The following is a 25,147-nucleotide window of genomic DNA, read 5'->3' as shown; positions in this document are numbered from 1 at the left end:
GCTTGCATGAAGGCATACATGGTGGTGGAGCCGACGAAATTGAAGCCCGCCTTGCGCAAGGCCTTCGATAGCGCATCGGACTCCTGGGTTTTGGTTGGGAAGTCCGCCAGAGTTTGGTGACAGGTGTGAATCGGCTTGCCCCCGACAAAGCTCCAGATCCATTCAACAGGATGGTCCAAGGCCAGCCAGGCGATGGCATTCGCGCGCACCGCCCAGATTTTCCCCCGATGGCGGATGATGCCGGGATCGAGCAGGAGTTTCTCCAGCTGGGCGTCGGTCATTTTTGCGACTTTCTTTGGTTCGAATTGATGGAAAACCTTCCGGTAATGCTCGCGTTTCTGCAGCACCGTCCACCAGGAAAGGCCGGCCTGCGCGCCTTCCAGGCAGATCATTTCGAACAAATATCGAGAGTCACGCGATTCCACGCCCCATTCGGCATCGTGATATTCCGTGTAAAGCGGACGATCAGCCGGCAGCCAGGGACAACGCGTTTTTTCCATACTCAGGAGCATGCATCCACGGCTAACGGGTGCAAGTGACGGAAAAGAAAATCGCCGTTCCGCGTCAACGTGCTTGGCGAAGCAGCTTTCTGCGCGGATGTTCGCCGCACGGGTAAAATGCCTGCCGGGATCGATGGCTAACGAACCAACATCACGACTCGAAGAACTGATCCAGGCTCGGAATTTCACCGAGTTGAAGCAGACACTCTCCCAAATGCCGCCTGCAGATGCGGCGGAGGAGTTTACGCGGGTTGGCGGCCCTGGTCAGGCTGTACTGATCCGCCTGCAGCCCACCCGCCAGGCTGCGGTGGTCTTTGAGTATCTGGATCTGGAAACGCAGGAATCTCTGATCCGGGCGATGGGCAATGAGGAGGTGGCCAATATCCTGAACGGGATGTCGCCAGACGACCGGACCGCGTTGCTGGAAGAGTTGCCAACACCGATTTGCGCGCGGCTGATCAACTCGCTTTCCCCACAGGAACGCCGGGTCGCGCTGCAGTTGCTGAACTATCCGGAGAACAGCATCGGCCGCTTGATGACCTCGAAGTATTTGATGGTCCGCGACGATTGGACGGCGCAACACGTGCTGGACCACATCCGCCAACACGGCAGCGATCGTGAAACGCTGAACGTGCTGTATGTCGTCGATGCCGATGGCAAGTTGTTAGACGATCTGCGCATTCGTGACGTGCTGCTTTCTCCGTTGGAACGAAAAGTGAGCAAAATGCGCAATGGAGTTTTTCTGACGCTGCGTGCAACGGACGATCAGGAAACTGCAGTCACGACTTTCCGCAGATACGATCGCACGGTTCTGCCGGTGGTCGATGGCCAAGGGGGCCTGGTCGGCATTGTCACGGTGGATGACATTCTCGATGTCGCTGAGGAGGAAGCGACCGAGGATATCCAAAAAATCGGCGGGATGGAGCATCTGGATGAGCCCTACATGCAAATTTCGCTCATTCACCTGATCCGCAAACGTGCAATGTGGCTGATCGTTTTATTTCTGGGTGAAATGCTGACGGCTTCGGCAATGGGCCATTTCAAAGATGAAATCGCCAAGGCCGTGGTGTTGGCCATGTTTGTCCCGCTGATCATTTCCAGCGGTGGAAACAGCGGCTCGCAAGCGGCTACCCTGATCATCCGTGCGATGGCGTTGGGCGAGATCCGTTTGCAGGATTGGAAGCGGGTGATGAAACGGGAAATCCTCTCCGGTATGACCCTCGGCCTGATTCTTTCCCCCCTCGGCATGCTGCGGATTGCCATTTGGTCGATGTTTACCCCAACCTACGGTGTGCACTGGCCGCTGGTGATGCTTACAGTTGGCATCTCACTGATTGGAGTCACCCTTTGGGGCACGCTATCCGGATCCATGTTGCCATTTTTACTGAAACGGCTCGGGCTTGATCCGGCGACTTCATCCGCGCCATTCGTCGCGACCTTGGTCGACGTGACCGGGCTGATTATTTATTTCGCCGTAGCCGGCGTCGTTCTGCATGGCAGTCTGCTTTGATGGAGCCTGGCTGGAATCAAAAAAAATCCCGCCACAGCCATCTGGCCGGACGGGACTTTTCAAATCGACCGATTCAATATCGGTGATGGGCAGAGTTCTCAGAACACTGGCGCATCTGCCGGGTCAAAGGTGGAATAGGGCAGCTCGTGAGCTTCCGCAACCGGCTTGATCACCAGTTTGCCGGCGCAAGTGTTGACCGCACCGATGAATTCCTTGCGAGCTTCGCAAGCACCCGCAACGCCTTTGTCGGCGATCAAAGTGATCCATGGATGGGTCACGTTGTTGAGGGCTTGGGTCGCCGTCCGGGCGTAGGCACCTGGCATGTTGGCCACGCAGTAGTGTAGCACGCCTTCTTCTTCGAAAGTCGGATTTTCGTGAGTGGTCGGGCGTGTGGTTTCGGCACAGCCACCTTGGTCAACCGCGATGTCGACGAACACGCTGCCTTGCGGCATCATGCGCAGCATTTCACGAGTGATCAGCTTCGGAGCCTTGGCACCCGGGAGCAGAACCGCACCGATCACCAGATCGACCCGTGGCAACAAGTCTGAAAGGTTCGCCTCGTTCGAGTAAACCGTGCGGGCACCGGACATGGTGATGTCGAGGAAGCGCATGCGTTCGAAGTCGACTTCAAGAATGGTCACATCCGCACCGATGCCAGTGGCAACACGGGCGGCATTGATGCCGGCGGTTCCACCACCGAGAACGACCACGCGGCCAGGAGCAACGCCAGGAACGCCACCAAGAAGGATGCCGCGGCCACCGCGATGCTTGGCGAGGTGGTAGGAACCAACGATTGCCGACATGCGACCGGCGATCTCACTCATCGGCTCAAGCAGCGGCAGGTGACGGCCCACGTGAAGAGTCTCATAAGCAAGAGCGGTGCAACCGCTGGCGAGTAAGGTTTCCGTCAGAGGCTTGCTGGCAGCAAGGTGAAGGTAGGTGAAAAGAATATGGTCAGGGCGCAGCATGGCGATTTCCACCGGTTGCGGCTCCTTCACTTTGACGATGAGCTGGGATTTCTCGAATACCTCTTGAGCAGTTTCAAGGATTTCCGCGCCAGCCGCCTCGTATTGAGAATCGGGATAGCTTGAACCTTCACCGGCACCGCGTTGCACAAACACTCGATGGCCACGTTTCACCAGCTCCAACACCGATCCAGGAACCATGCTGACGCGCGCTTCCTGAGCTTTAATTTCCGTAGGTATGCCAATATTCATTTTCGAAGACGCTGAACAGAGTCCCCCACGGCAGCATTTGCAATGCCCGAGTCAAAGGTGACTCGAAATTTCGCGGGCGAGTCGAGCCAGCGCTTCGTTCATCGCACGCACTCTCTCGCTCATCGGCGACTGACTATCAACCAGCTGCACCTCGGTTTGGAACGAGTGACTTGCCGCGACCGCGCCATGAACGGGTTGCAACTTCCAAGTGCAATGAAACACCAGATGCCCGCTTGAATCCGGCTCGAACCGCGAAATCCGGATTTCCACGAGCGATCCGTAATCCATGGTGACATAGTTTTCGATCGGCTGAATGTTGAGCGATCCAGTCAGTCGCGCCAGATCGATCGCCAACACGCGAGAGATCCCGGTGTCGAGAGGTTCCGCCCAAAGGTGGTTGGTATTCATCTCCAATTCGCCGTTATTTTTCCGGCTGACGAATTGCTGGCGATCCAAATACCCGGGCAAGGCAGGCCGCGCGATGGCGATGGCAGGTGTCTCCTTCGTCAAGCTTCGCTCCGGGACCGCCGGGTCCAGCAGATGATTCACGGCGCTATCCTTGACTGGTTGGAACACCGAGCCACAGGCAGCCAGAAAGAACGGGAGAGCAAAGGTGAGAGCGGCTTGGAATTTCATTCGTCGTGTTCCTTTCCGGAAAGGATGGCGTTGGGACTGCGTTTGAGATCGTTGGAAAGTTCCTTCAGGGATCGGGTAGCGCGCTCGGTTTCCTGCAGCACATTTTGCAAGCGCATGACCACCGGCGCGCGTGGATTGGACATCTCGCTGAGCTCCTTCGTCGCTTCATCGATTTTTTCCAAACCGGCATTCGCATTGGCGATGAGTTCGTTCAAATCCTCCATCAACGGGTCGAAGCCCTCGTTGGCGCGCGCAACCAGCTGGTCGATTTGTTGCAGCGCGTTATCCAGATTTTCAACCGCGCTGGACAGTTTCTGGTCATCCGTGAACTTGCGGACATCGCCCGTGATCGCCGTTACATTGTCGTTGATCTCTTTCAAATCGAGCGCGCTGATTTGATCCCGAGCCTGGGCGAGAACTTCATGCAGGTCACCCATGACGCCTTCGAGATCGAGCGAATTGAACTTCTTCAAGCCATCGGCAATTCCCGCGATCAGCTCATCGATTTGGGTGCCAACCGTCGGCACCACCGGCAATCGCCTTTCGCGTTTGGTATTGTAAACAAATCCCGGCGTATCCGGGATGATGTCGAACTCGATGTAAAGCTGCCCGGTCACCAAGCTTTGCTGCTTCATGCCGGCCCGCAGTCCTTCCTTCACCGCTTTGGCCACGCCTTCCTTGGTGGAAAAATCCATGCCGCTGCCATCGCTGCGCTGCACCATGTGCAATTCCTTGTCGCCCAAGGAAACCACCACCGGAATGATTTTACGGTTTCCATCTGGATCGATCAGCACATGGATCGAATCCACGGTGCCAATTCGGACACCGCCGAACCGCACATCCGAGCCGACCTGCAGGCCGTTCGCGCTTTTATCGAAAAAGAGCAGGATCTTGTGCGACTTCTCAAAATACTTGCCTGCGCCGAACATCACCACCGCCACCGCGGCGAGGATTAACCCGACGAGGGTGAAAAGACCGATCAGGGTAGGACTCGCTTTTTTGCTCATGCTTTTGAGGACTCGGATTCGTCGCCGCGATTCAGAAACAGGCGCACGGCTGGATTGTCAGAATGATCCCTCAATTCTGAAGGATTTCCAATCGCACCTTGGGTGCGTGTTGCGGTATCAAGAAAAATGGAATTGTTGCCGACGGCAAAAATGCTCGCCAACTCGTGAGTCACGATGACCACCGTGGATCCCAGGCTGTCACGCAATCGCAATATCAGATCATCCAGCCTGCGCGAACTCAGGGGATCAAGCCCGGCGCTCGGTTCATCCAGAAACAGAATGTCAGGGTCCAGCGCCATCGCCCGCGCAATCCCGGCCCGCTTGTTCATCCCGCCACTGACTTGCGACGGGTAATAATCCTCATATCCGGCAAGCCCGACCAACGAGAGTTTGTAGGAAACCAACTCATCGATTTCCTTGCGCTTCAGCTTGGTATTTTCCTCGATCGGCATCGCCACGTTCTCCGCCAGAGTAAGAGCAGACCAAAGTGCTCCGGATTGATACATCACGCCGAAACGGTGGATAAAATCACCGCGCTGTTCCTCGTCGGTTTTGGTGAAACTCTTGCCATCGTAAAAGACCTCGCCCTTCGCCGGTTCGCGCAACCCGATGAGGTGCCTCAGCAAAGTACTTTTCCCACATCCGCTCCCGCCCATGATGATGAAGATGTCACGTTCCTGAATGTCGAAATTCAGATCCTTCATCACCACAAATGACCCATAGGCCATGGTCAACCCACGGATGGAGATCTTGGCATCAGGTGGAGTCTCGGGATTCTGCATTTCTTAAATTCCAAGAAGGGTGAAAATCGCCGCGAATGCCGAATCGATCACGATGACCGAGGTGATCGAAGCCACCACCGCCCGAGTCGTCGCTTCGCCCACCGCGGCGGAAGAATTACCGGCATTCATTCCCTGCAAGCAGCCGCAGATCGCGATCGCCGCGCCAAAAAAGAAACTCTTCAGCACCCCGAGTGAGGCAATGGTCAGCGTCACCGAAACCAGGGTCTCCTGCCAATACAACGCAGGAGGGATTCCAACCAAGGCACCGACCAACATGCCGCCCGCAATGCCCATGACGTTGGCAAAAATCGTCAGGATCGGCATCATCAACACCAACGCGATGACACGCGGGAGCACGAGAAAATCAAATGGATTGAAACCAAAAGTGCGCAGCGCATCAATTTCCTCGTTCGCCTTCATGCTGCCGATGCTGGCGGCAAACGCGGCCCCCGTCCTACCCGACATCATGATCCCGGTCATCACCACTCCCATCTCACGCAAGGTGGCGATGCCGACCAAATCAGCGACATAGATATTAGCGCCAAAGTTCGCGAGCTGAACATTGCCGACGAAGGCTAGAATCGCTCCGATCAGAAAAGTGATCAGAATTACAATGGGCAGCGCCTCGACACCCGATTGTTGAACGATCAACCAAAAGTCCTTTCCGCGAAACCGGGCCCGCCCGGTCAGAAATCTCCCTAACGAAAACAAGGTGAGGCCGACAAATTCCGCCACGCTGGTCAGGCGCTCCCAAACTGAAAGGCTCACACCTCCGAGCTTGGCAAGGGGAGATCGCTGATCCGCCTGCGATTTGGCCTCGATTCGTTCCGGCACGCTGAGCGCCAGCTCCATCAGTCCACGGAGATTTTCCGGCATCCCATCCAGGGAAGGATCGGCGGCCCCACGATCACGAAACATCGCTAACAGAAATGCCGGCAGCGTCGAATCGAACTCACCCAGGTCGCCCGTAACATAAGATTCGGCAACCTTGCCAGGGTCCTCACCGGAAATTTCCGGCCGTGATCCATCGCGCAACCAGTCGCCTGATAGAACCAGTTGGATCCCAGCATGGTCGCGCTGCCAACTGGCGCGTGGTGCTGAGATATCCCGGTTTTCCATGGCAGGATAGTGGCACAAAAACGCACTTTCACAAGAATTCACCGGTTCTTAGGAAAGAGCCTGAACGACTCCCCGAGCCGACTCCTACCTGATCGTCATAAATTGCGCTTGTTGACGGATTCGCATCGGCACTAGCTTTCAGACAACGAATTGCGGAGAAGTCCCGATCTCAAGCCGGTCGTATGATTCATCAGCGACCTCTCCGGGGTTACCCCGGGGGATCAAAAGCCAAACCATTGCGAGGCGAGGGCCTCATCACGCTAGCACGTGAATATGCCCACGCCAGACGGGACACGTTGAGGGCGGACTTCTCCGCATTCGTCGCCTATGTCCGCGTATTCCGATGCCATCACGAATCCATCATGCCCGCCGTCTTGCCACTGCCCTGGCTGCAGGATCGATGGCGAACCATGATGAACTGATTCACCGCGCCGCCCCTTTGATGGGTGACATCCGAAAAGCTCGATGGCTAAAGGCATTGGCACGTAATTTGAGTTTGGAGTTTGCCGAGGCACCGCGGCCGACGATCCGGAAAATCACGGACCGCATTCTCCATGATCCCGGATTCACTCGTGCTTGGATTTTAGGCAAGGCGCGCATCGGAATCGGATTCACCCAACCGGAAATGGCTCCCGCTCCCGGCATAGCAGTCGCTTGGGGCGTTCCTGCCATCACCACTTTAGCGGAACTCGCAGATCTGCTCCGCCTTCATCCAGATGACCTGGGTTGGCTCACTGCCAGAAATTCCAGCGAGCACTATCGGTATCGATGGCAAATCAAACCCAAAAGCGGGCGCTACCGGCTGATCGAAAGTCCGAAGGAACTCCTCAAGGGCGCTCAACGCCGAGTGCTTCGTAAAATCCTCAACCTCATCCCACCGCACGAAGCCGCCCATGGCTTCCGCCCCGGCGGATCGATCCGGAATTTCGTCGAGCCACACAGCGGAAAGCCAATGCTGCTGCGATTCGATCTTGAGGATTTTTTTCCGTCCATCACCTCGACCAGGATTTTTCACATCTTTCTAACAGCAGGCTATCCGGAAAACGTTGCTCAAGCCCTGACCGCGATTTGCACCCACTCCACTCCATCGCAGACCATCGGTGAAAAGCCGCTGAATTCCCACGAACGCAGCCGTCTGACCACACGTCATTTGCCGCAAGGCGCGCCGACTTCACCCGCACTGGCAAACCTCAGTGCCTATCGTCTCGATTGCCGCCTGTTGGGGTTGGCGCAAAGTATCGGCGCGACCTACACTCGCTACGCCGACGATCTGCTCTTTTCCGGGGATCAGAAGTTTGCCAGGAAATCCAAGGGGCTCCAAGCGATGATCGGCGGGATCATTCTGGAAGAGCGATTTTCAATCAACCATCGCAAGACCAGGGTGCTTCGCCAGGCGCAAAAGCAGCACGCCGCAGGTCTTATCCTGAATCAAAAGCCAAACATCGATCGCCGTGAGATCGATCAGCTCAAAGCCATTCTCACCAATTGCATTCGATTTGGCCCTGAGTCACAAAATCGTAACAATCACCCCGACTTCGCCGCACATTTGGCAGGGAAGCTATCGTGGATTCGATTTATTCAGCCGCAGAAAGCGCTGAAACTGGAAAGCTTGTTCGAACGGATCGATTGGCCCGCCTGAAATCAAGCAGCACCTGGATTGCTGTCTGTAAATCACTTATAAGCCATCCACTCGCTACTGATCATCTGCCAATCCACCCGACAGCCACCGTGGCGCCGCACATGCATCGAGTAACGCGTGATCTCGATTTTGCCACCGGTCAAATCACCCAAATCTTGTAACGTTTTCACGAGGTCTTTGGTTGTTCTGTAAGACGATGCCTCTTCAGCCCAGCCCAGATATCGAACAACCTGATCTGATGCCTCAGGATCCATCGGATCGGTTGCAGACTTTTGTGCGCTTGATCACCCAACACCAGGGCGTGATCCGCGCGTTCATCGTCTCCCTCATGCCCGGCAGTCCGTCGATCGCGGATGTGCTGCAGGAAACCAATATGGTCCTGTGGAAAAAGCGGGACTGCCTCAGGGCTGAAAGTGAGTTTGTCACCTGGGCTTTCACGGTGGCCCGATATGAGGTGATGCACCACCGGGACCGGGTGAAGCGGGATGACCGGGTGATGTTTTCCGATCAGATGGTGGAGCTTTTGGCGGATGATGAGGATCAGTGGAATACCACTGAATCCGGCGATGCTTCGTTGGAGGTGCTGGAAGATTGCATGTCAAAGTTGACCGGCAAGGAGCGCGATTTGATCGAATTCCGCTACACGCCGGGGAAATCGTTGCAGCAGTACGCGGAGGAAACCGGAGCGAGTGCGAGCAGTCTGCGAATCTCCCTGATGCGCATCCGCAGGAATCTCAAGCTCTGCGTGGAAACCCATTTAGCCCTTCGCATTCCATGAAACAAGTGGAGTTGGAAAATCGCATTTTGGAGCTGCTGGATGGTCAGGCGTCAGCAGCGCAGGTGTTAGAATTGGAAGAAATTCTGAAGGCGGATCCAGAGGCAAGGTCGGTCTACCGATCGCTTAGCCGATTGCACAGCGCGCTCTGTGTTCGCTATGAGGCAGCTGCGGAGGTGCAGGCGGTTTTACCGATTGCACCCTTCCAATCTTCGCAAAATGAAAAACCGAAGCGGGTCTTGCCCTGGATCTTGGCGGCGGCAGCTGCGGTTGCCATTGCCGTGCTGGTTTTGAGCAAAAATTCCGGGGGGGCAAACTCGGTGCCTTATCAACTCTCGCCGGGTTCGGTTTGCCAGGTCACTTACCCGGATGGAGTTAAGGGACCGGAGGGACATTTCCTGGTCGACGGTGCCTATGTTGAGTTGCTGGGCGGGAATTTCGAATGCTCTCTCGCCAATGGAGTCCATCTGGTCGTTGAAGGCCCGGCTGAGTTCACTTTGGCCAATCAGGACTTGGTATTGCTGAATCAAGGCAATGCATGGTTCGACGTGCCGGAAGTGGCGAAAGGGTTTTCCGTGCGCACGCATGAGGTGGATGTGGTCGATTTGGAATCCGAGTTTGGCGTACTCGCCTTATCAGACGCGCCGGATCAAATCCATGTGCTGCGCGGCTCCGTCATCGCCACCACACGCATCGGCACTCGATCCTCGGAAGTCCTGACCGCTGGCCAAGCAAGAGTGGTGAACCATGATGGCTCGCTGAAGACATTGCCGCCAACTCCGGGTCGGTTCCAAAAAGCACTTTCTGGAAAAATTCCTTACCTCCACTTCGGACTCGATGGCATTGGAGTAAATGGCGAAATCCAAGTGGATGGCAGCATGCCGGGTGCAAGCTCGATCAAAGCCAGACTGATCAGTGAGGATTCTGCCTCGCACTTCATCCCCGGCCCTGTCGGCCAGGCTATCTCATTCAGCAGCGGCAGCGGCGCATGGATCAATACCGACTGGCCGGGTCTCAGCGGCAAAGCACCACGCAGCATCGCCTTCTGGTTCAAGATCGATCCCGGTGCCCAACAAACGGATACTTTCCCCGCAGCCATTGCTTGGGGAAATCCCGACAATCACTTCAACCGCAAATGGAAAATCTGGTTCCCGCGCGATCCTGACAACGGCCAACTCCGCGCCTGCATCTCATTTGGCGCCGATCGCTACTATGATCCAGCCCGTCTGGATGACGGAAGCTGGCATCACCTGACAGCCATCTACACCGGGAAAACCCATGAAGACGGCACACCGGACTGCCTGCTGTATCTCGATGGAGTTCTCAGCAAACCCGAACATCGCTTCGGTCCCGATGGACCACCTGTGATGCGCAACGTGGACACCCAAACAGGCGGTCCGGGCAACGGCCCACTGCGCATCGGATATGGCATCTACGCCGGCCTGCCGACCTTCCAAGGCTCATTGGATGAAATCTATATCTACCAAGGCGTGATCGACGAAAAAACCATCCGCTCCCTGTCCTCTAACGGACACCCGAGCGATGGAAAATGATCACTCACCCGTTTTCCCGAACCTCATTTCTCAAAACCAACAACCAATAACATGACATCTAACAAAAAAAGCATAGCGACCTTCATCGCCTCAGCGGCGCTCCTCACCGCAGCTGCAAATGCCGCCGTGATCACCTGGGGCAGCGTCGAGGATACCACCGGAATCAGCGTGGTAAGCACTAATGGCACGCTCGTTTCGGCCTACAACGGCGGAGCATCAAGCGTCGTCATCAATGGCGATACCTGGGTCGCGAACAACGTTCTTGGCAGCCTTCAAGCCAGCATGATGGGTGGCGGCACCACAGATGACACTGATTTCACCACTCTTTTGACCCAGGCTACCTTCGGTGGCGGCAGCGGCCAAACTTCCATCGACCTCGGGACCTTCGTCGTTGGCCGAACCTATGAAATTCAAATCTTCTTCGTCGACCAACGCACTACCAGCACTGGACTCAACGACCGGGTGATGGCCTACAGCAGCACCGACTCCACCGGAGCCATTGGTGATACGGTTTTGCTCGAAGCCGACCCTAACAACTCCCTCGACAGCCCCTATGGCCAATATGTGATCGGGACCTTCACCGCTGACGGCTCAGATCCAGATCTAGTGCTGCAACCTTATCTCGCCTCCTTTGGCAACTCCCACATCGCTGCTTGGCAGATTCGTGATATCACCGCCGTTCCAGAGCCATCTGGCGTCGCGCTGCTGAGCTTCAGCGCATTTGCATTGGCCTTCATTCGCCGTGTGAAGCGATAGGAGCAGGAGATCCCCATCCTCACTGCAATATTACTAAAACAAACCCAGAACATCGGGATCATGCAAAACCTTCTACTGAGAAAGGCTTATTTGCCCTTTTTCATCTCCTCCCTCGCTTCCATTAGCGCTCTATCAGCTGCCGAAAAAACGTATCGCTACTACCAGTTTGCTCCTACGTTGCTGCGACAAAACACAACCGTCACTCAATTGTCCGAGTTCCAGTTCTCCCACGGCGGAACGGTTTTGGACCTAACAGGCGTGGTCATGTCGAACCCAAACGGTACGAATGCGATCGACGCAAATGAAGGCGCCAACAAAATCATCGACGGCAGCACGAGCACCAAGTGGCTTGATTCGTATGCATCGCCAGTTCTGATTTTCGATTTTGGAAGTCCTACCACCATCGATCAATACAACTTCGCAACGGCAAACGATGCGACCGCCCGGGACCCGATCAGCTGGTTATTTTCGGGAAGTGACGACGGCGAAACTTGGGAGGTGCTTGATATGCAAACCTTGCATGCCACTCCTACCGCACGCCTCACCTACGATACGGGATTTTCCCTGACCGGACTACCAGTCATCACGAATTTCTCGGCGAATAAGACGATCGTGATCAATGGGACCAGTGATGTTTCGTTATCGTGGAGTGTTTCCGGTGCCACGTCGGTCTCAATCGACCAGGGAATCGGAAGTGTCGATGCCACTGGCAGCTCCTCCTTAACCCTTTCTAACAGCAGTGACACGGTCTACACCATTACGGCTACAAACGAAACCGGCACAACCACTTCGAAGGTTACGGTGAGAACCGTAGCAGGCGGCTCGCTTGATTACCGCTATTATCGCTTCGTCCCTGAGAAAATCCGTTCATCAGCATTGATCAGTCAGATCCAGCTATCGGAATTCCAGTTATACACTTCATCCGAATATCTATTCCCGGATACTGCTGAGAGTTTAACCGGTGGATCAACACCCACCACTCAAACCGCATTAAATCTAACCGATAACGACGTTAGCACCAAGTGGCTTGATCAAAACCTCATCGGTTTCCTCGTCGACATGGGTGAAAACCCGCCGGTTGCAAACGGCTACAGCCTCGGGACGGCAAACGATAACGCGCCTCGGGATCCAGTCCGTTGGTATATCGAGGGAAGTTATAATAAAACCGATTGGGTCTTGGTGGACAACGTCACATTGTTTGATTTCAACACGCCTCTAGAGCGAAAAGCCTACTCGGAAGATATTCCATTCCCAGGAGCCGATGTTCCAGCATTCGCTCCAACGGTATCCTTTGTTGGCGACACCAAGCTCATTGCCGGGCAAAGCCTCTCACTGGCATGGGACGTAACAGATGCAGAAACCGTTTCCATCACTGATCTTGGAACCGTGAGCGCATCAGGCTCTGCAATCGTAACTCCAACCACAAATACGACATACGTCCTCACGGCAACTGGCTCTACCGGTATCATCACAACCGCGGAGATACCGGTAACGATCATCGAATCCACTGTCACTGAGATCAATTATCCGAACTTTGATGCTGCGGGTGACGAAATCGCTCTGCTCGATAACGCAACCATACTCAATGCTTATGCGACCATTCCATCACCAGCGGACGCAAAACGCCTCCGCCTGAACGCAGACGGCGCCAGCACCAAAGGCACCGCATGGTTCCGGAGAAAAATGGCTCTGGGTAATGGTTTCGAAACCAATTTCGCCATCCAGCTCATCAGCACAGGCACCGGCGCGGATGGTATGTCATTTGTCGTGCAAAACAGCACTGCTGGAACCGCCGCCACCCCCGTCTCTAACAACGAACGCGGGCTCACGTCCAATGCCCTCAACATCGCATTCGATTCCTACCAAAACACGACCGATACCAGTGCAGCGATGCTCCGTGTCTACAACGGAGCGACGGTATTGGCTACGGTGGATTTGGGCACCATCTCCGGGTTAACCTTGGGAGGCACCGAGACCGCAGTTGATCTCACAAAAACCGACACCACCTCAGCTCCTTATGCGGTGCGTGTTACCTATGCTCCTGGCGATCTGGATATTTATATTGATGGCATCCAAGTCGTGAGCGACTTGAACGTCACGCTTGAAGAATGTAGTGCAGTTTCAGATGGAATGTCCTGGGTCGGATTTTCTGCCCGCTCCGGCAGCCTCTCCGAATCCCACGATGTGACCAGTTGGACACTCACGACTGGCGAACCGACTGAGACCTCAGCCGATCTTGCCTTGGTCAGTCATGCGATCAATTTGAGCACCAATCAAGTGACCCTGACCTGGACATCATCGACAGGAACCAACTATCGCATCACCAGCTCCACAGACTTGGAAGATTGGAGCACAATCCTCCTGCAAGATATTCCGGGCGAAGCGGCACAAACCTCCAGCACCGTTTCGTTCACTCCTGGCACACGGCAATTCTTCCGCGTCGAGAAGCAGTAATTTCGGAAATTCGGGTTCCGATTCAACCATGGGATCTCCCGCATCGTTCGGGAGATCCCATGGACCTCAAGCTACCCCACTACTAGTTATGTGTAGCTGCGACGTCCCGTAGCAGGCCGTGCAAGCGGCGTCCCGCCGCTTATCTGATCAGCCGAAACCTTGGCGCAGCTGGCTCTACCAAGAAGCTCCCTGGAGTAAGGCTCTAGCCCGCCTAACCCATATCTGGACCTGCTAGAACGCAAAGTTTTCTACACCGATCCATGATAGCGGCTCAGGGTAACTGATTCTCCGGAATCAATTCGCGCTTAATCAGGTAGCCGTCGATCCGAAGGCTGATTAGGCTCAGCGACGTCTGCTGGTTCCACCCCGTATTCTGCAATAATCCCATCCCTAGCAATCTCGACCAGACTTCCAAACTTGGTGTCATAGCCATTCTCCTCACAAACAACCGCCCAAAAGTAGGATCTCTCGTAGTCCCTTGTCCCATACGAGTAATGCTCAAAGAGTTCCTGCGCCGCAAGCAAGTCGCCCGCGAGGGCAGCAGCAGCCTTGGGGCGCATCGAATCCAGTTGGGAGGCCGGTCCAGGACTTGCGGCCGACTCGCGTTGGAGCCCTGCTTCTGATACCTCCGAAATCCTTCCGACGAAGAATCCGAAGACCGACACTGCAACTAAGGCAACCGGAATCAAGACAGCATCCAACTTAAATCTCTTCATCATCACGCTAATTCAGTTTATTCGGCTTGGAAGGAGTCGGCGTTGTCGGAATTTCATACTAAAGGCCTGTCCCGAATCGTGCTATTCCGGTCTGTCCCATAATCCGGTACTGGCTGTCGCTCTTGTAGATGCAAGTGATCCCGACGATCCAAGCAGAGGCGTGAAAACGAACGAAGCGCCGAATTGGCTTCATGGTCGATGTTCGGCCCTGACTTGCTAATGCTACACAAGTCTCAAGCATGGCTCATCCTCCCCTCTTGCACCCACTAATTCTACAAAAATTCCAGGCATTTTACCAATTTACTTTACTGAAGCGGAATTGTGAACTCGCGAGAAGTTCTTCCACTATCAGGTAATTCTTCTTTCCTGATAATAGTGAAAGTGAATTCATTCGTATTCCACTTTTTTACGCTCCATTTGACAATCCGGTTCAAATCAACGGGAGTTTTATAAATCTCAACGGGGGATATTTCATTTTCATTGCTTTCAATCCTAAAGACATGAATAGTCGCATAATGGCCATCCCAGTGATCGATAGCAGCAAAAATCGAGTGAAAAGGTGATCGAACTAGCTCAATCCATCGGTCTGAACGCAAAAGCACAAGGCTTTTTCCGTGCATATCTTTTATAGTGGCGACATTTCCTCTCCCGTTGTCGCCTGGTTTAACCTCGACAATATAATCCTCTACATTTATGCTTCTCTCCCTTTCTTGGGAAAAGGAGTAAAGCAATGTAAATAAGTTTATTACCAATAAGAGTATTATATATTTTCTCATAATTTTCTTCTTATCATTCCTCTTTTTCCATTGATTGTCATTATACTCCTGTGGATCAACATTAGCCTTATCCGGCTTTTCTGGTTTATCTCCGCTCCATCCAGGCGGACAAGGACATTTCTCATCCACAGAGGTTTCAACCAGATCCCAATGAGGATCAAGATTCTTATCATTGGGAACCCAAACATCAAGCCATTCATCAGGATCAACCCCATTGGGAAGTTTGTAAGGAGGCCGTGGATTGGCATGGCCGCTTCCTCTATCGGCTACTTTGACATCTTTAGAACCTTTTGAGTTTGGCAAATCAAATTAAGGGCCTGGCAAATTAAGGGCCCAAATTAAGGGCCTGTCCCTCTGTCATGTATCGAAAGCCCTGTCCATCTATTAGGATCAACGGCTATCTATCCTTTCGCGAATCATAATCCATTCCATACCTATGCATAAGCTCGACAAATTCTCCATAATCATACAGTTTACAATGTTCCACAAGCCTATTTTTAATTGGCGGATCATCTAACGTAATCGCCCCTTGCAATTCGATATTACCATGTTCAGCCGTTTTATCGAGAACAATAATAGTCCCAACCTCGGGAAACCCAGTATTGAACTCAACATTGAATCTTTGGTCTTCTTCATCATAATAGATATCAGGCGGATACGCCGGATTCAAATATCGATTATTTTCTTCATTCCAATAGACTCTTAGAAATTTCTCAGCCACAGCAATCACCCGATCTTTAGTGGATTGGCTAATAAACATTTGCAAATTTCCATTAAGACTTTCGTTTTCCAGATCTTCTCTTTTCAGAATCAAGTAACCGTGCATGACAACATCTGTCCGCGACTCGCCTCTAGAAAATAATGATATATGTGATAAGTTTTTTCGTGCGCAATAAATAAATATACAAGTATAAAAATAATCACCACAGCAAATGCATATATTATATTCAACTTCATGCAACTATCACCTTTCCAATCCTTTTTATCTCGTTTTTCTCTGTTGCTTATCGAATAATACGATTGAGCCCAGGCGTCTTCAATTCACGCAATTCATATCTTATAATTCTGAATCCATATTTATCCAAAGCATTTTTAGTCCACAGATTCGGCACATTATCGTGATTTGAACCTTTTAGCACTCCATCCAAATCCCCTGGCACACTCAATTGAGTCCCATCAGAATATTTCAAAATACCACCAGGGAAAAAACCAAATTTGAACAAACCGACTGGAATTTCATTATTCCTCACAATTAACTCCCCACCTTCTTGGTTATAAAATGAAAAATATCCACCTTGATTAAAATTTAATGAATACCCTTCACTCAACTCACTGCCAGACCCTATATATTTAATCACTTTGGCATCAACTTTTTCCACTTTCGTCAGCAATCCAGATGAAGTCTCTACTTTAGCTGAAATTTCAAAAGCTCTAAAAGAACCAATAGGAGCGAGGTGACTCCTTTTCTGACTTTCAATATTACTCTGTAATTTCATTACCAAAGAATCAGTAAACTGCTGACTACAGCCCTGCAGCACGAATATCAGCACGACAAAATAAGAACGACTCATTTGACCTTTTATCACTTGTGACAATAATTTAATTTTTTCTCTATAGCTTCAATAATTTCATCCATACCATGGATTCCAACAGGACCCGAAAGCGAAACTCCGTCTGGAGTTACATATTTCCGCCCTCCTTTTGAATTCGGCAACACAAATGGAACAGCTTCTTGTGTAACATTTAGAATATCTCCACGAGCTATGAAATTTTCGACATTCTGCTTATAGTCTTCACTCGATTTGCCAAATAATTTCGAAGTCGCGGGATGCAATCCTGCCACTTTAAATGTGGTAGTAGGCTTACCAGCTGCAGCTCCATATGCAGCAGCCAAAATCCCTCTATGTGTTCCTCTGTCATGATATAATTCGCGCCTTCTCGATTACTTGTATTTGAAATGGATAAGCGGAGGCCCACCCCACTGAAACGTAGCAAGGAGTCTGCATTGCGATGAACCCAACGTAAAATAGAAGGATTGATAGATCCATAATCAACACTCACCTCACCTGTTCCAACCGTGAATCTAATATCAGGATCGACTGTCTGAAGCTCATTGATTTTGCTAAGAGTCGATGTCGAAACATACAAATTCAATATCCGAGTTCCTGGTCGATTCGCCGTCGACACAATGTTCTGAGTTCTCCCAAAAGCATCGTAGCTATAGCCAACATCGCCGGTGTCCGTGTCATTGCCCGCGTTGCTGCCGGTATTGGAGGACGCACTGGTGAAATATCGCTTCGCCACGAGATAACCTGATCGATAATCATAGCGGGTATGCTTGGCGCTCAGTTCTCCCCGGGCCGAGTTATAAATCCGGTAGATTGCATAGGTTTGATCGCCCCAGACGGCTTTGATCTTCCCTGTCTTATAATAGGAAGTCTGGGTGATATTGTTGGATGTGCCACCCGATATCGTGGTATTCGGTTGGCCCACCACCATACGGCGTCCCATGACGTCGTAAGAGAAAGTGGTGGTGCGACTTCCCGGCTCAGTCATCGATAGCACATTGCCACTCTCGGTGTAGGAAGTAAAGCTGGTTGTTCCTGTGCGAGAATCCACTGATGTCGCCACCCGATGCAAGGCATCCGGCGTGTAAGTCACCGAGGCATCATTGCATCTATTAATAGAATATTTTCGAGCAATAAACTCAAATTTCACAAGTTTTGAAAAACTTATACTTTTAAAAGAGTCACCACACATTATCGGATGTGTAAACGATGAACTCTTCCTTTCCAGTCAACATCCTCTGATCATCGTCTGGCCACATGCGCTATCCGTCACACGAAAAGTGAATCGTATCGAAGCGATATGAATTTTTGATCTTCATTCAATCCAGGTCGCTCTCTGTCTGAGAGTTGGACCATCCCCCTCTTGTCCAGTCACTTATTCGACCTTCAATTGGTGGAAAAATCTTGCCCCACCGAGGTTCTTGAGATTTTCCTTAAATCGCCAATGAACAATAAACGTCCCTTGATTCGAAGATTCATACTGCTGTGGGCCATGGTGCTTACCTGCTGGTTCATTCCGAAAACCGCACAGGCCCAACAAGGTTCGTTCCCCTACCAAGTTCAAACTAAGGACTTGATTGGCATTGGGTTGATTCATCAAGCCGTGAAAATTGGGTCGCTGCAGATCGATGGCGGAAATTCCGAACCATGGACCATTTCATCTAACCAGGATTGGCTTCATATTGACATCACGAGTGGGAGTGGTCCCGCGGAGGTTCCGATTTATGCTGATTACCGGGGTTTCACCACGACTGGAGAAAGCCCACAAAGTACAAGCGGCACGTTGACCATCCAAGCGGACGGTAAAACACAAACCTTTCCAATCTCCGCCACTGGGATCATACCTCAGATCCAGACCCTTGCGGCACAGCCAAAAAGCCGTTATCTCTTCGGCAGCTCCCGAAATCCTTACGCCTCGGGTTCTCTGCTATTTCGAATCGATACGGTTACTGGAGAAATCGATGAGAACCTTAAACTCACTGATATACTAATCTCAAGGATGGCCTTTGATCTGGATCGGAATGAATTGTTCCTTACGGAGAATTCTGCAGATCAAGTCCTGGTCTTCCAGCTAGATACCTTAGAGGCAAAACGCAGCATTAGCCTTGATCATATCGAGAGCGTGAATCGGTTTTTCATGGGCGATGATGGCAACTTGTGGGCGACTAACAGCACCAACAAGAGTTTCCTTATCTATGACTCAAATTCCGGTGATTATCTCTATAGTTATGACATCGGTTCATCGAATTTCGTAGCTACTCGAAATCCAATATCTGGAAAGTTCGTCAAAGGTGAAACGAGTAATTTCTCAAATGGAACCGCTACCACCAAGCTTTTCGAATGCAGTCTTACCAATGGAGAAGTGACGATCGACCGAACCATTGACTTCGGCACTGTCTTGCCCATCTCTGGCAACACCAGTTGCTTTTTCAGTGCAGACGGATCCCGCTTGTTCTGGGGAAATTATATCTTTGATGAAAACTATCAAATCATCAAGCCCTTGGATAAAGCGCCGACCCAGACGATGCTCGGCGGCAGGTTCATGGTGGATGATGATCAGATCATCAATATAGACACCGGAGCGGTGGTCATGGAACTGCCTCAGCCTGAACAATCTTATTATTCTTCATTCCAAGGGCTTTCATCGGACGAGCAACGGATTGTGATGATTCTCAGTGGAGTGCCGACTGTCATTGATCTCGCCGAGATGGTTTCAAATAGCAGCCCAATAGAACCAGGAATTGCGGATGGCGCGGTCGTCAGCGGTCTTGAGCAAACCCTATCATGGGAAAGTGATCCGCTAGCATCCTCCTACCGGATTTATTTCGGTAAAGATCGTCAAGAAGTCGAAAGCGCCACTCCAGAATCAGCAAGTTACCTGGGACAAACGACCGAAACAACCTGGACAGAATCTCTACCGGAACTGGAGCCCAGTGCCGTTTACTATTGGCGGGTTGAACGAGCTTACGGAGATCAATCCGATGCCGGTGAAACATGGGAATTCCAGATATGGCTGATGTCTGTAGCCCCCGCTCCGCTCGTTCTGGATTATCCGAAGTCCGCGCCGATTCCAGATCAAGAAGTGACAGTCTCCGCATACCCCGGCACCACTGGCGGCAGTTGGAACATTCTCAGCCACCCAGACTGGTTAGATGTCTCGAAAACTTCCGGCATCGCAGGTGAGTCATTTTCAATTCATATCGATAACAGTCTAACTCAGGATGCGTTAATTGAGGGAACGATTGTCATCGAAACTGGAGGAGCCGAACTTCCTCTCCCAATTCAGATTCAGCGCTATGATCTGCAATTGCAGAAATTGATCGCTGATCAAAGCTTTCCATTTGTCTACGGTCTAACGAAGAATCCGGATGACGATGGCGAGGAGCTGATTGTAAAAATCGATGCTGCCAGTGCTACGATTGTCGATTCATTGGTCATCCCTGCGACTACAGACAATCTCCTGCTGGACGTATCGCAGAACCGTCTTGGATTCAGCAGCCAGACATCTAACGAAATCGGCTGGGTTGATCTAGAATCATGGACAATTGGTGTAGCCACTCCTGTAGCGGCGGGCGTCAAACTCGCCTCTGCATTCGGGGATGGTAGGCTGATCGTTTATTACATTCAGGGTGGACCTGGAATTGAGATATTCAGTCCCTCCGGCACCTCCCTTTTACAGACTCAGAATCCAGATTCCAGCGCCACGATCCTAACAGCCAGTCCTAATAGCAGTGATTTCTGGGTGTATGGTCCTAACACGGCGAAGCAATATAGCATTTCCGGCGATGGATTGGGGATCGACCTAAAGCACACGATCAACAATCTCACCATAACCGCGATTCAATACTCCAATTCTGGAGAAAGACTCGCTCTCGGGCAATACGTCATCGCAACAGACGGTCTTCAAAACATTAGTGCGTTCTCTGAAGGAATGACTGCATTCAGCCAGACTGGCCAAATCGCCAGCGGGCGTGGGTCGATTTACATCATTGATTCCGGCGAGACCCTCGTCAGCCCGCCTTATTATTCAAGCGGGTTGGATTGCTGGTCTGCATATGATCTTTATTTAATTCGCTTCAACGCAGCCGATGGAACGTTGCACTCCCTGGCGACGAATGACATCAATCCCTACTTCGGAACGAATCCTGTTCCAGATGCCGTACTGAGTGAGTCGCCGGACAACTTAACTTGGGAACAAGTTGAGGGAGCGGAAGAGTATCGGCTCTATTTGATTGCAGGTTCGGAAAGTCCTGGCACCGAAGATATGGTCTATCAAGGATCTGCAAACACCTACATTTTGGAATCAGCTCTCGCTCCAGGCTATCAATACACATGGAGGGTGGATGCTGTTGTCAATGGCGTGGTGGTGGAAGGAGAGACCAAGAAATTTTCGATCCAGTATGAAATTGCAGATCCAGAGTCGATCGGCACATCGGATCCTGGAACCGGGAAGCTCGTTCTGACTGACGACTCTCTTTTCTCTGGTTACCTTCGCAGTTTACAAATCCAACCTTTTGAAGGTTCTGATGCTTCAGTTGCCGCGTCGATCTGGCAATATACATCGAGCGACGCACAAGTGTCAGCAGTCGCCGCGAAAGGTCCAGTCATGGTAGGCGCCTATTCACAACGCCTATATGACGGCAAACTGGGAGCTGGTGAGGCTGTGATTACCACTCGCATGACTTCTGGCAGCTGGACTCCAGCTAATATCGTGCACGCTGAGATCCCACAGGAATATGGGAATTTTGGAAACTCTCTGGCTACCGACGGTGATCTTGTTGCGATCGGAATGACGCCATCCATCTCATCAAATGATCTTCAACCAAGAGCTGGTAGTGTGCAGGTTTATCTCACCAATCCAGAGGTCGAACTGTTACAGACAATCCATCCGCCAAACAGTGCGAACGACGGGGCGTTTGGTTCTGCTTTAGCAATTTCCGGAAACGATCTGATCGTCTCCGCTCCAGGGAATGGCACCGGAGGGGATTCATTTCTCTTTGTCTACCGCCGCTCCAGCGCAACCGGACTGTTTGAATATCTTCAATCGATTCCGATGAGTTCTGAGGGAACCCCATATCCAGTCACGGCGCTTGATATGAATGAAGATGTTTTGGTTGCCGGGGTTTCGAGCTTAAAGATCGTCCAAATCTTCACTAAAAATTCAGAAGGCTTATGGACAGCCACCCAACAATTTAGGGGATCTTTCACCGGCTTCGGAAGCAAGGTAGACCTTGAAGGAACTCATCTATTCGTCAGCTCCGGTCTTAAGAATGGCTCATCAGGCCTTTACACCTATCACTTCGATTCCGGCAGCTGGATAGCTGGAACAGTGATCACATCCCCTTATATTTACTACTATGCTGACGGTTTCGCTGGCTCCTACACAGCCCACGGTGCATGGCTGGTGATAGGTCGTGGTTCCAATGAACCGAAGATTCTCCGCTACCGGATCGAAGACGAAGAATTTGCTTCACCTTACTTCACCAGCAATCTCCCCGGACAAGTTCCGCCGAGCCAGTGGACGACAACCCTCTCTGCAACTGACCCGGACTCCACCGACCTGCAGATTCAATTACTCACCGCGCCGACTGGAGCAACGCTCGACAAGAATGCCGAAGGAACGTTTTCGCTGACCATTCCTGCGGTTGGTTCAAACGTGGAATCTTATCTCATCAGACTCCGCGTGACTGATCCCGAAGGAAACTTCCAAGACCAAACCACACGTGTCCAAGTCGATCCGAACCAGCAAGTGACCGAGATCACTGCATCTCCGATTGGTGGTGATTTCCGCGAAGGTGACGATGCCTATCTATTTGTGAAAGCGAGTGGTGGCAGCGATTTGCAGTATCAATGGTATTTCAATGGTGAACCGATACCAGGTGCAACTTCCAGCTTCCTACCCTTGCCGAACATTGGAGACGCGCAGGCAGGGAGCTATTATGTCGAGGTAAGCAGCGTCACTTCCACTGCCACTTCTGAACCTGTAGATGTCGGTGTAACTCCACCTGACCTCAGCACCGATGACTGGACCACAACAGCTGTAAATCCGCGTAGAACCAATGCGGTCCCCGCTCTCCTCGGTGATCTCCGCTTCCGCCAGATCTGGAGTCAAAGCGGTTCAAATGCACCAACCCATAACCCGATTATCGTCGAGGGAAAAGCCTATGTGGCAATGGATGGATCGGGCGCGACCAAGATCACCAAGTTGGATCTCCAGACCGGGGAGATCGAATGGCAAAGTGAATCGTTGGGTAGTTCCGCAATCGTAGCACTCAGTTATTTCGACGGCAGCATTTATGTATCCAGTGATACTTGGATGTCGGACTATCGGATTTTCGCTCTGGACTCCGAAACGGGAGAAACACGCTGGAATCGGGTTCTCAATACAGAGGAATTTAGCTCGGTAACGAGTCCTCAGACTAATATTGCGAGTGATGAAGGCATGTTCATTGTCCGTGACACAGGTCATGTATTCGGCCTCACCACCGATGGTGACCCGATTGCCGCACCAGATGACACCGATCCAATTTATTGGAAGCCAACTTTGTTTAATGGCAAACTCTACGGAGCTTACAGAAAAGATGTGCAATCTGTAGATCCAGAAACGGGTGAAATTCTTTGGACACTTCAAGTTCCTGAAATTTCAGTCATATCCGGCTTTCGAAACCAACTCGCCATTTATGGCGACCGGGCACTGGTCCATTCACTGAGTCGCCTCGTTTGCATCGACTTGAATCAGCAATCCGTCGTGTGGTCCGTGTCAGGATATTTCATTAACGAAATCGCGGTTTCAAAAGGCATCGCCTACGTCATGAATGGTGATGGGGTTGCCGCGTATTCCGTGGAAGATGGTAGCTTGATTCGGGTCTATGCAACGGGACTAGCTGGTGATGCCTCACCAGTGGTATTCCTCGACTACCTGCTCGTTCCCGGCCAGAATGTCCTCAACTTGGTCAACTTGGAGAGTGGCGAAATTGAGCAGACTCTGCCGATTTCCGGAGGCTTTGCTTTTGCCGATGGCATATTGGTGGCTCAAAGCAGCACCAATGGCATTAGCGCCTGGATCGCAAATGACGAGCCTTTGGTCTCCGATGATTTCCCATCCGAAATAGCGGCGAACAACAGTGCCAGCACGGTCAGCCTTGATCTGAACACCTACGTCACCTTTGCCTCTGGCGGCGGAAATCCAACGTGGAACGTGGTATCTAACAGTAATGCTGCCCTGTTCGATTCTTTGACGGTAGATGCCAATGGAATTCTCACTGCCGATTTCGACGCCCTGAATTGGGGGCAGGCATCCGTCACGATCGCCTTCTCGGATCCGTTAGGAAATGAAGTACAACGCACTATCGAATTCAGCGTTCCTGAACCTGCGGCACCTGCCATCAGAAGTATAAGCCCCGCTACGCTCAATCGCGTCACTGGTCTTTATGAGCAAACCATCACCCTCAGCAACAGCGCACAACGTGCCATCGCCGGATTCACGCTGAACATCAGCGGTCTGCGCGAAGATGTTACTTTATACAATGGATCGGAAACGGTCGATGGAGGAGGAAGTGTCGAATATCAAGTCACGATTCCAATCCGAACCTCAGTCACGATTGTCATTGAGTATTATTCCGAACTTCGGGGAGAACTCGAGGATCCTCAGATCACCGCGAGTGTGATCTCGTCTCAGGAAATAACCCAACAAACCGTCTCAGGAGACGACACGAATACCTTTGCCGTCAGCCGGATTCTCCCGCTGGAAGACAAATCGGTGCTGATTGAATTTCCAAGTGAACCCGATGCAAGTTATCGCATCCAATACAGCAACGATGCGGTGACCTGGAAAATCTCGCCGCCTTCCATCACCGCAGGTGGAACCAAAGTTCAATGGATTGATCGCGGGCCACCATGGACCGACGCCGCACCATCGACTCAATCCCAACGTTTCTACCGAATCGAGCGTCTCGACCCTTGATGCGAAAACCTCATTTCAACCCAATCATGACTCCCCTATTCCGTAACGTCCTGATCGTTTCATTGATCTCTCCACTGCCGGCTTTCGCTGGCGAAATCGATTCAAAAGCCGTCATCCCGGAGCGACAAGTCGGCGATTGGCAGTTTTCGATTTCCGCAGGCCCGGCTTGGCGCCAA

Annotated in this window: 20 protein-coding genes; 7 read left to right on the top strand and 13 right to left on the bottom strand. The window is 51.9% G+C overall.

Annotated features, from left to right (window positions below; translation table 11 throughout):
• Positions 1-500, bottom strand: a 500-nt coding sequence (locus JIN85_RS17940) for a DNA-3-methyladenine glycosylase I (RefSeq protein WP_200273386.1), incomplete at its 3' end; no start/stop codon positions are given.
• A 133-nt stretch (positions 501-633) separates the two neighbouring features.
• On the opposite strand from JIN85_RS17940, the gene mgtE reads away from it, so the two are divergent.
• Positions 634-2,010: a magnesium transporter gene (mgtE, locus tag JIN85_RS17935; protein ID WP_200273384.1), complete on the top strand. Its 1,377-nt coding sequence runs from the start codon at positions 634-636 to the stop codon at positions 2,008-2,010.
• A gap of 98 nt (positions 2,011-2,108) precedes the next feature.
• Here mgtE and ald read toward each other — a convergent pair whose 3' ends face one another.
• From ald to JIN85_RS17910, 5 genes are read right to left on the bottom strand one after another with little or no spacing between them, the layout of a single operon-like run.
• Positions 2,109-3,227 carry an alanine dehydrogenase gene (gene ald, locus JIN85_RS17930; protein WP_200273382.1) on the bottom strand — a complete coding sequence of 373 codons (1,119 nt, stop codon included), beginning with the start codon at positions 3,225-3,227 and terminating at the stop codon, positions 2,109-2,111.
• Positions 3,228-3,278: 51 nt separating this feature from the next.
• Positions 3,279-3,863 (bottom strand): PqiC family protein, encoded by a 585-nt coding sequence (locus JIN85_RS17925; RefSeq protein ID WP_200273380.1) that lies wholly within the window; start codon positions 3,861-3,863, stop codon positions 3,279-3,281.
• Positions 3,860-4,870 (bottom strand): MlaD family protein, encoded by a 1,011-nt coding sequence (locus tag JIN85_RS17920; RefSeq protein ID WP_200273378.1) that lies wholly within the window; start codon positions 4,868-4,870, stop codon positions 3,860-3,862. The genes JIN85_RS17925 and JIN85_RS17920 overlap by 4 nt, the downstream gene beginning before the upstream one ends.
• Positions 4,867-5,652, bottom strand: a complete 786-nt coding sequence (locus tag JIN85_RS17915) for an ABC transporter ATP-binding protein (RefSeq protein ID WP_200273375.1) — start codon at positions 5,650-5,652, stop codon at positions 4,867-4,869. Before JIN85_RS17915 ends, JIN85_RS17920 begins: the two co-directional genes overlap by 4 nt.
• A 3-nt stretch (positions 5,653-5,655) precedes the next feature.
• Positions 5,656-6,771 carry an MlaE family ABC transporter permease gene (locus tag JIN85_RS17910; protein ID WP_200273373.1) on the bottom strand — a complete coding sequence of 372 codons (1,116 nt, stop codon included), beginning with the start codon at positions 6,769-6,771 and terminating at the stop codon, positions 5,656-5,658.
• 343 nt (positions 6,772-7,114) lie between these two features.
• Between JIN85_RS17910 and JIN85_RS17905 the strand changes: the two genes are divergently transcribed.
• On the top strand, positions 7,115-8,410 hold the full coding sequence (locus JIN85_RS17905; RefSeq protein WP_200273371.1) for a reverse transcriptase family protein: 1,296 nt from the start codon (positions 7,115-7,117) through the stop codon (positions 8,408-8,410).
• Between the two features lie 32 nt (positions 8,411-8,442).
• On the opposite strand, the gene JIN85_RS17900 is transcribed toward JIN85_RS17905, so the two are convergent.
• On the bottom strand, positions 8,443-8,580 hold the full coding sequence (locus tag JIN85_RS17900) for a hypothetical protein (RefSeq protein WP_200273369.1): 138 nt from the start codon (positions 8,578-8,580) through the stop codon (positions 8,443-8,445).
• Between the two features lie 26 nt (positions 8,581-8,606).
• On the opposite strand from JIN85_RS17900, the gene JIN85_RS17895 reads away from it, so the two are divergent.
• From JIN85_RS17895 to JIN85_RS17880, 4 genes are read left to right on the top strand one after another with little or no spacing between them, the layout of a single operon-like run.
• Positions 8,607-9,188, top strand: a complete 582-nt coding sequence (locus tag JIN85_RS17895; protein WP_200273367.1) for a sigma-70 family RNA polymerase sigma factor — start codon at positions 8,607-8,609, stop codon at positions 9,186-9,188.
• Positions 9,185-10,738 (top strand): LamG-like jellyroll fold domain-containing protein, encoded by a 1,554-nt coding sequence (locus tag JIN85_RS17890; protein ID WP_200273365.1) that lies wholly within the window; start codon positions 9,185-9,187, stop codon positions 10,736-10,738. Before JIN85_RS17895 ends, JIN85_RS17890 begins: the two co-directional genes overlap by 4 nt.
• 51 nt (positions 10,739-10,789) lie before the next feature.
• The gene (locus tag JIN85_RS17885) at positions 10,790-11,494 is read left to right on the top strand and encodes a PEP-CTERM sorting domain-containing protein (protein ID WP_200273363.1); all 705 of its coding nucleotides are present in this window, start codon (positions 10,790-10,792) and stop codon (positions 11,492-11,494) included.
• 60 nt (positions 11,495-11,554) lie between these two features.
• The gene (locus JIN85_RS17880; protein WP_200273361.1) at positions 11,555-13,948 is read left to right on the top strand and encodes a discoidin domain-containing protein; all 2,394 of its coding nucleotides are present in this window, start codon (positions 11,555-11,557) and stop codon (positions 13,946-13,948) included.
• Positions 13,949-14,253: 305 nt separating this feature from the next.
• Here the strand turns inward: JIN85_RS17880 and JIN85_RS17875 are convergent, their stop codons facing one another.
• From JIN85_RS17875 to JIN85_RS17855, 6 genes are all read right to left on the bottom strand, one after another.
• Positions 14,254-14,667, bottom strand: coding sequence for a hypothetical protein (locus JIN85_RS17875; RefSeq protein ID WP_200273359.1), 414 nt, complete (start codon positions 14,665-14,667; stop codon positions 14,254-14,256).
• 302 nt (positions 14,668-14,969) lie between these two features.
• The gene (locus tag JIN85_RS17870; protein WP_200273357.1) at positions 14,970-15,743 is read right to left on the bottom strand and encodes a hypothetical protein; all 774 of its coding nucleotides are present in this window, start codon (positions 15,741-15,743) and stop codon (positions 14,970-14,972) included.
• 94 nt (positions 15,744-15,837) lie between these two features.
• A complete protein-coding gene (locus JIN85_RS17865) occupies positions 15,838-16,266 on the bottom strand; it encodes a hypothetical protein (protein WP_200273355.1) in 429 nt (142 codons plus the stop codon).
• A 178-nt stretch (positions 16,267-16,444) separates the two neighbouring features.
• Complete coding sequence (locus tag JIN85_RS17860; RefSeq protein WP_200273353.1) at positions 16,445-16,936, bottom strand: hypothetical protein; 492 nt, start codon at positions 16,934-16,936, stop codon at positions 16,445-16,447.
• Between the two features lie 86 nt (positions 16,937-17,022).
• Positions 17,023-17,283: a hypothetical protein gene (locus JIN85_RS22535; RefSeq protein WP_484510766.1), complete on the bottom strand. Its 261-nt coding sequence runs from the start codon at positions 17,281-17,283 to the stop codon at positions 17,023-17,025.
• The gene (locus JIN85_RS17855; protein ID WP_200273351.1) at positions 17,202-18,158 is read right to left on the bottom strand and encodes an RHS repeat domain-containing protein; all 957 of its coding nucleotides are present in this window, start codon (positions 18,156-18,158) and stop codon (positions 17,202-17,204) included. Before JIN85_RS17855 ends, JIN85_RS22535 begins: the two co-directional genes overlap by 82 nt.
• A gap of 294 nt (positions 18,159-18,452) precedes the next feature.
• Here JIN85_RS17855 and JIN85_RS17850 point away from each other — a divergent pair, with 294 nt between their 5' ends.
• Positions 18,453-24,971, top strand: coding sequence for an outer membrane protein assembly factor BamB family protein (locus JIN85_RS17850; protein ID WP_200273349.1), 6,519 nt, complete (start codon positions 18,453-18,455; stop codon positions 24,969-24,971).
• The last annotated feature ends 176 nt before the right edge of the window (positions 24,972-25,147 follow it).

It is taken from the genome of Luteolibacter pohnpeiensis, from assembly GCF_016595435.1.
Classification (GTDB): domain Bacteria; phylum Verrucomicrobiota; class Verrucomicrobiia; order Verrucomicrobiales; family Akkermansiaceae; genus Luteolibacter; species Luteolibacter pohnpeiensis.
This window is presented reverse-complemented; position numbering and strand designations above follow the sequence as displayed.

Coding starts and splice junctions, on each gene's coding strand:
- mgtE (WP_200273384.1), top strand. CDS start 634: ATGGCTAACGAACCAACATCACGACTCGAAGAACTGATCCAGGCTCGG.
- ald (WP_200273382.1), bottom strand. CDS start 3,227: ATGAATATTGGCATACCTACGGAAATTAAAGCTCAGGAAGCGCGCGTC.
- JIN85_RS17925 (WP_200273380.1), bottom strand. CDS start 3,863: ATGAAATTCCAAGCCGCTCTCACCTTTGCTCTCCCGTTCTTTCTGGCT.
- JIN85_RS17920 (WP_200273378.1), bottom strand. CDS start 4,870: ATGAGCAAAAAAGCGAGTCCTACCCTGATCGGTCTTTTCACCCTCGTC.
- JIN85_RS17915 (WP_200273375.1), bottom strand. CDS start 5,652: ATGCAGAATCCCGAGACTCCACCTGATGCCAAGATCTCCATCCGTGGG.
- JIN85_RS17910 (WP_200273373.1), bottom strand. CDS start 6,771: ATGGAAAACCGGGATATCTCAGCACCACGCGCCAGTTGGCAGCGCGAC.
- JIN85_RS17905 (WP_200273371.1), top strand. CDS start 7,115: ATGCCATCACGAATCCATCATGCCCGCCGTCTTGCCACTGCCCTGGCT.
- JIN85_RS17895 (WP_200273367.1), top strand. CDS start 8,607: ATGCCTCTTCAGCCCAGCCCAGATATCGAACAACCTGATCTGATGCCT.
- JIN85_RS17890 (WP_200273365.1), top strand. CDS start 9,185: ATGAAACAAGTGGAGTTGGAAAATCGCATTTTGGAGCTGCTGGATGGT.
- JIN85_RS17885 (WP_200273363.1), top strand. CDS start 10,790: ATGACATCTAACAAAAAAAGCATAGCGACCTTCATCGCCTCAGCGGCG.
- JIN85_RS17880 (WP_200273361.1), top strand. CDS start 11,555: ATGCAAAACCTTCTACTGAGAAAGGCTTATTTGCCCTTTTTCATCTCC.
- JIN85_RS17875 (WP_200273359.1), bottom strand. CDS start 14,667: ATGATGAAGAGATTTAAGTTGGATGCTGTCTTGATTCCGGTTGCCTTA.
- JIN85_RS17865 (WP_200273355.1), bottom strand. CDS start 16,266: ATGCACGGTTACTTGATTCTGAAAAGAGAAGATCTGGAAAACGAAAGT.
- JIN85_RS17860 (WP_200273353.1), bottom strand. CDS start 16,936: ATGAAATTACAGAGTAATATTGAAAGTCAGAAAAGGAGTCACCTCGCT.
- JIN85_RS17850 (WP_200273349.1), top strand. CDS start 18,453: ATGAACAATAAACGTCCCTTGATTCGAAGATTCATACTGCTGTGGGCC.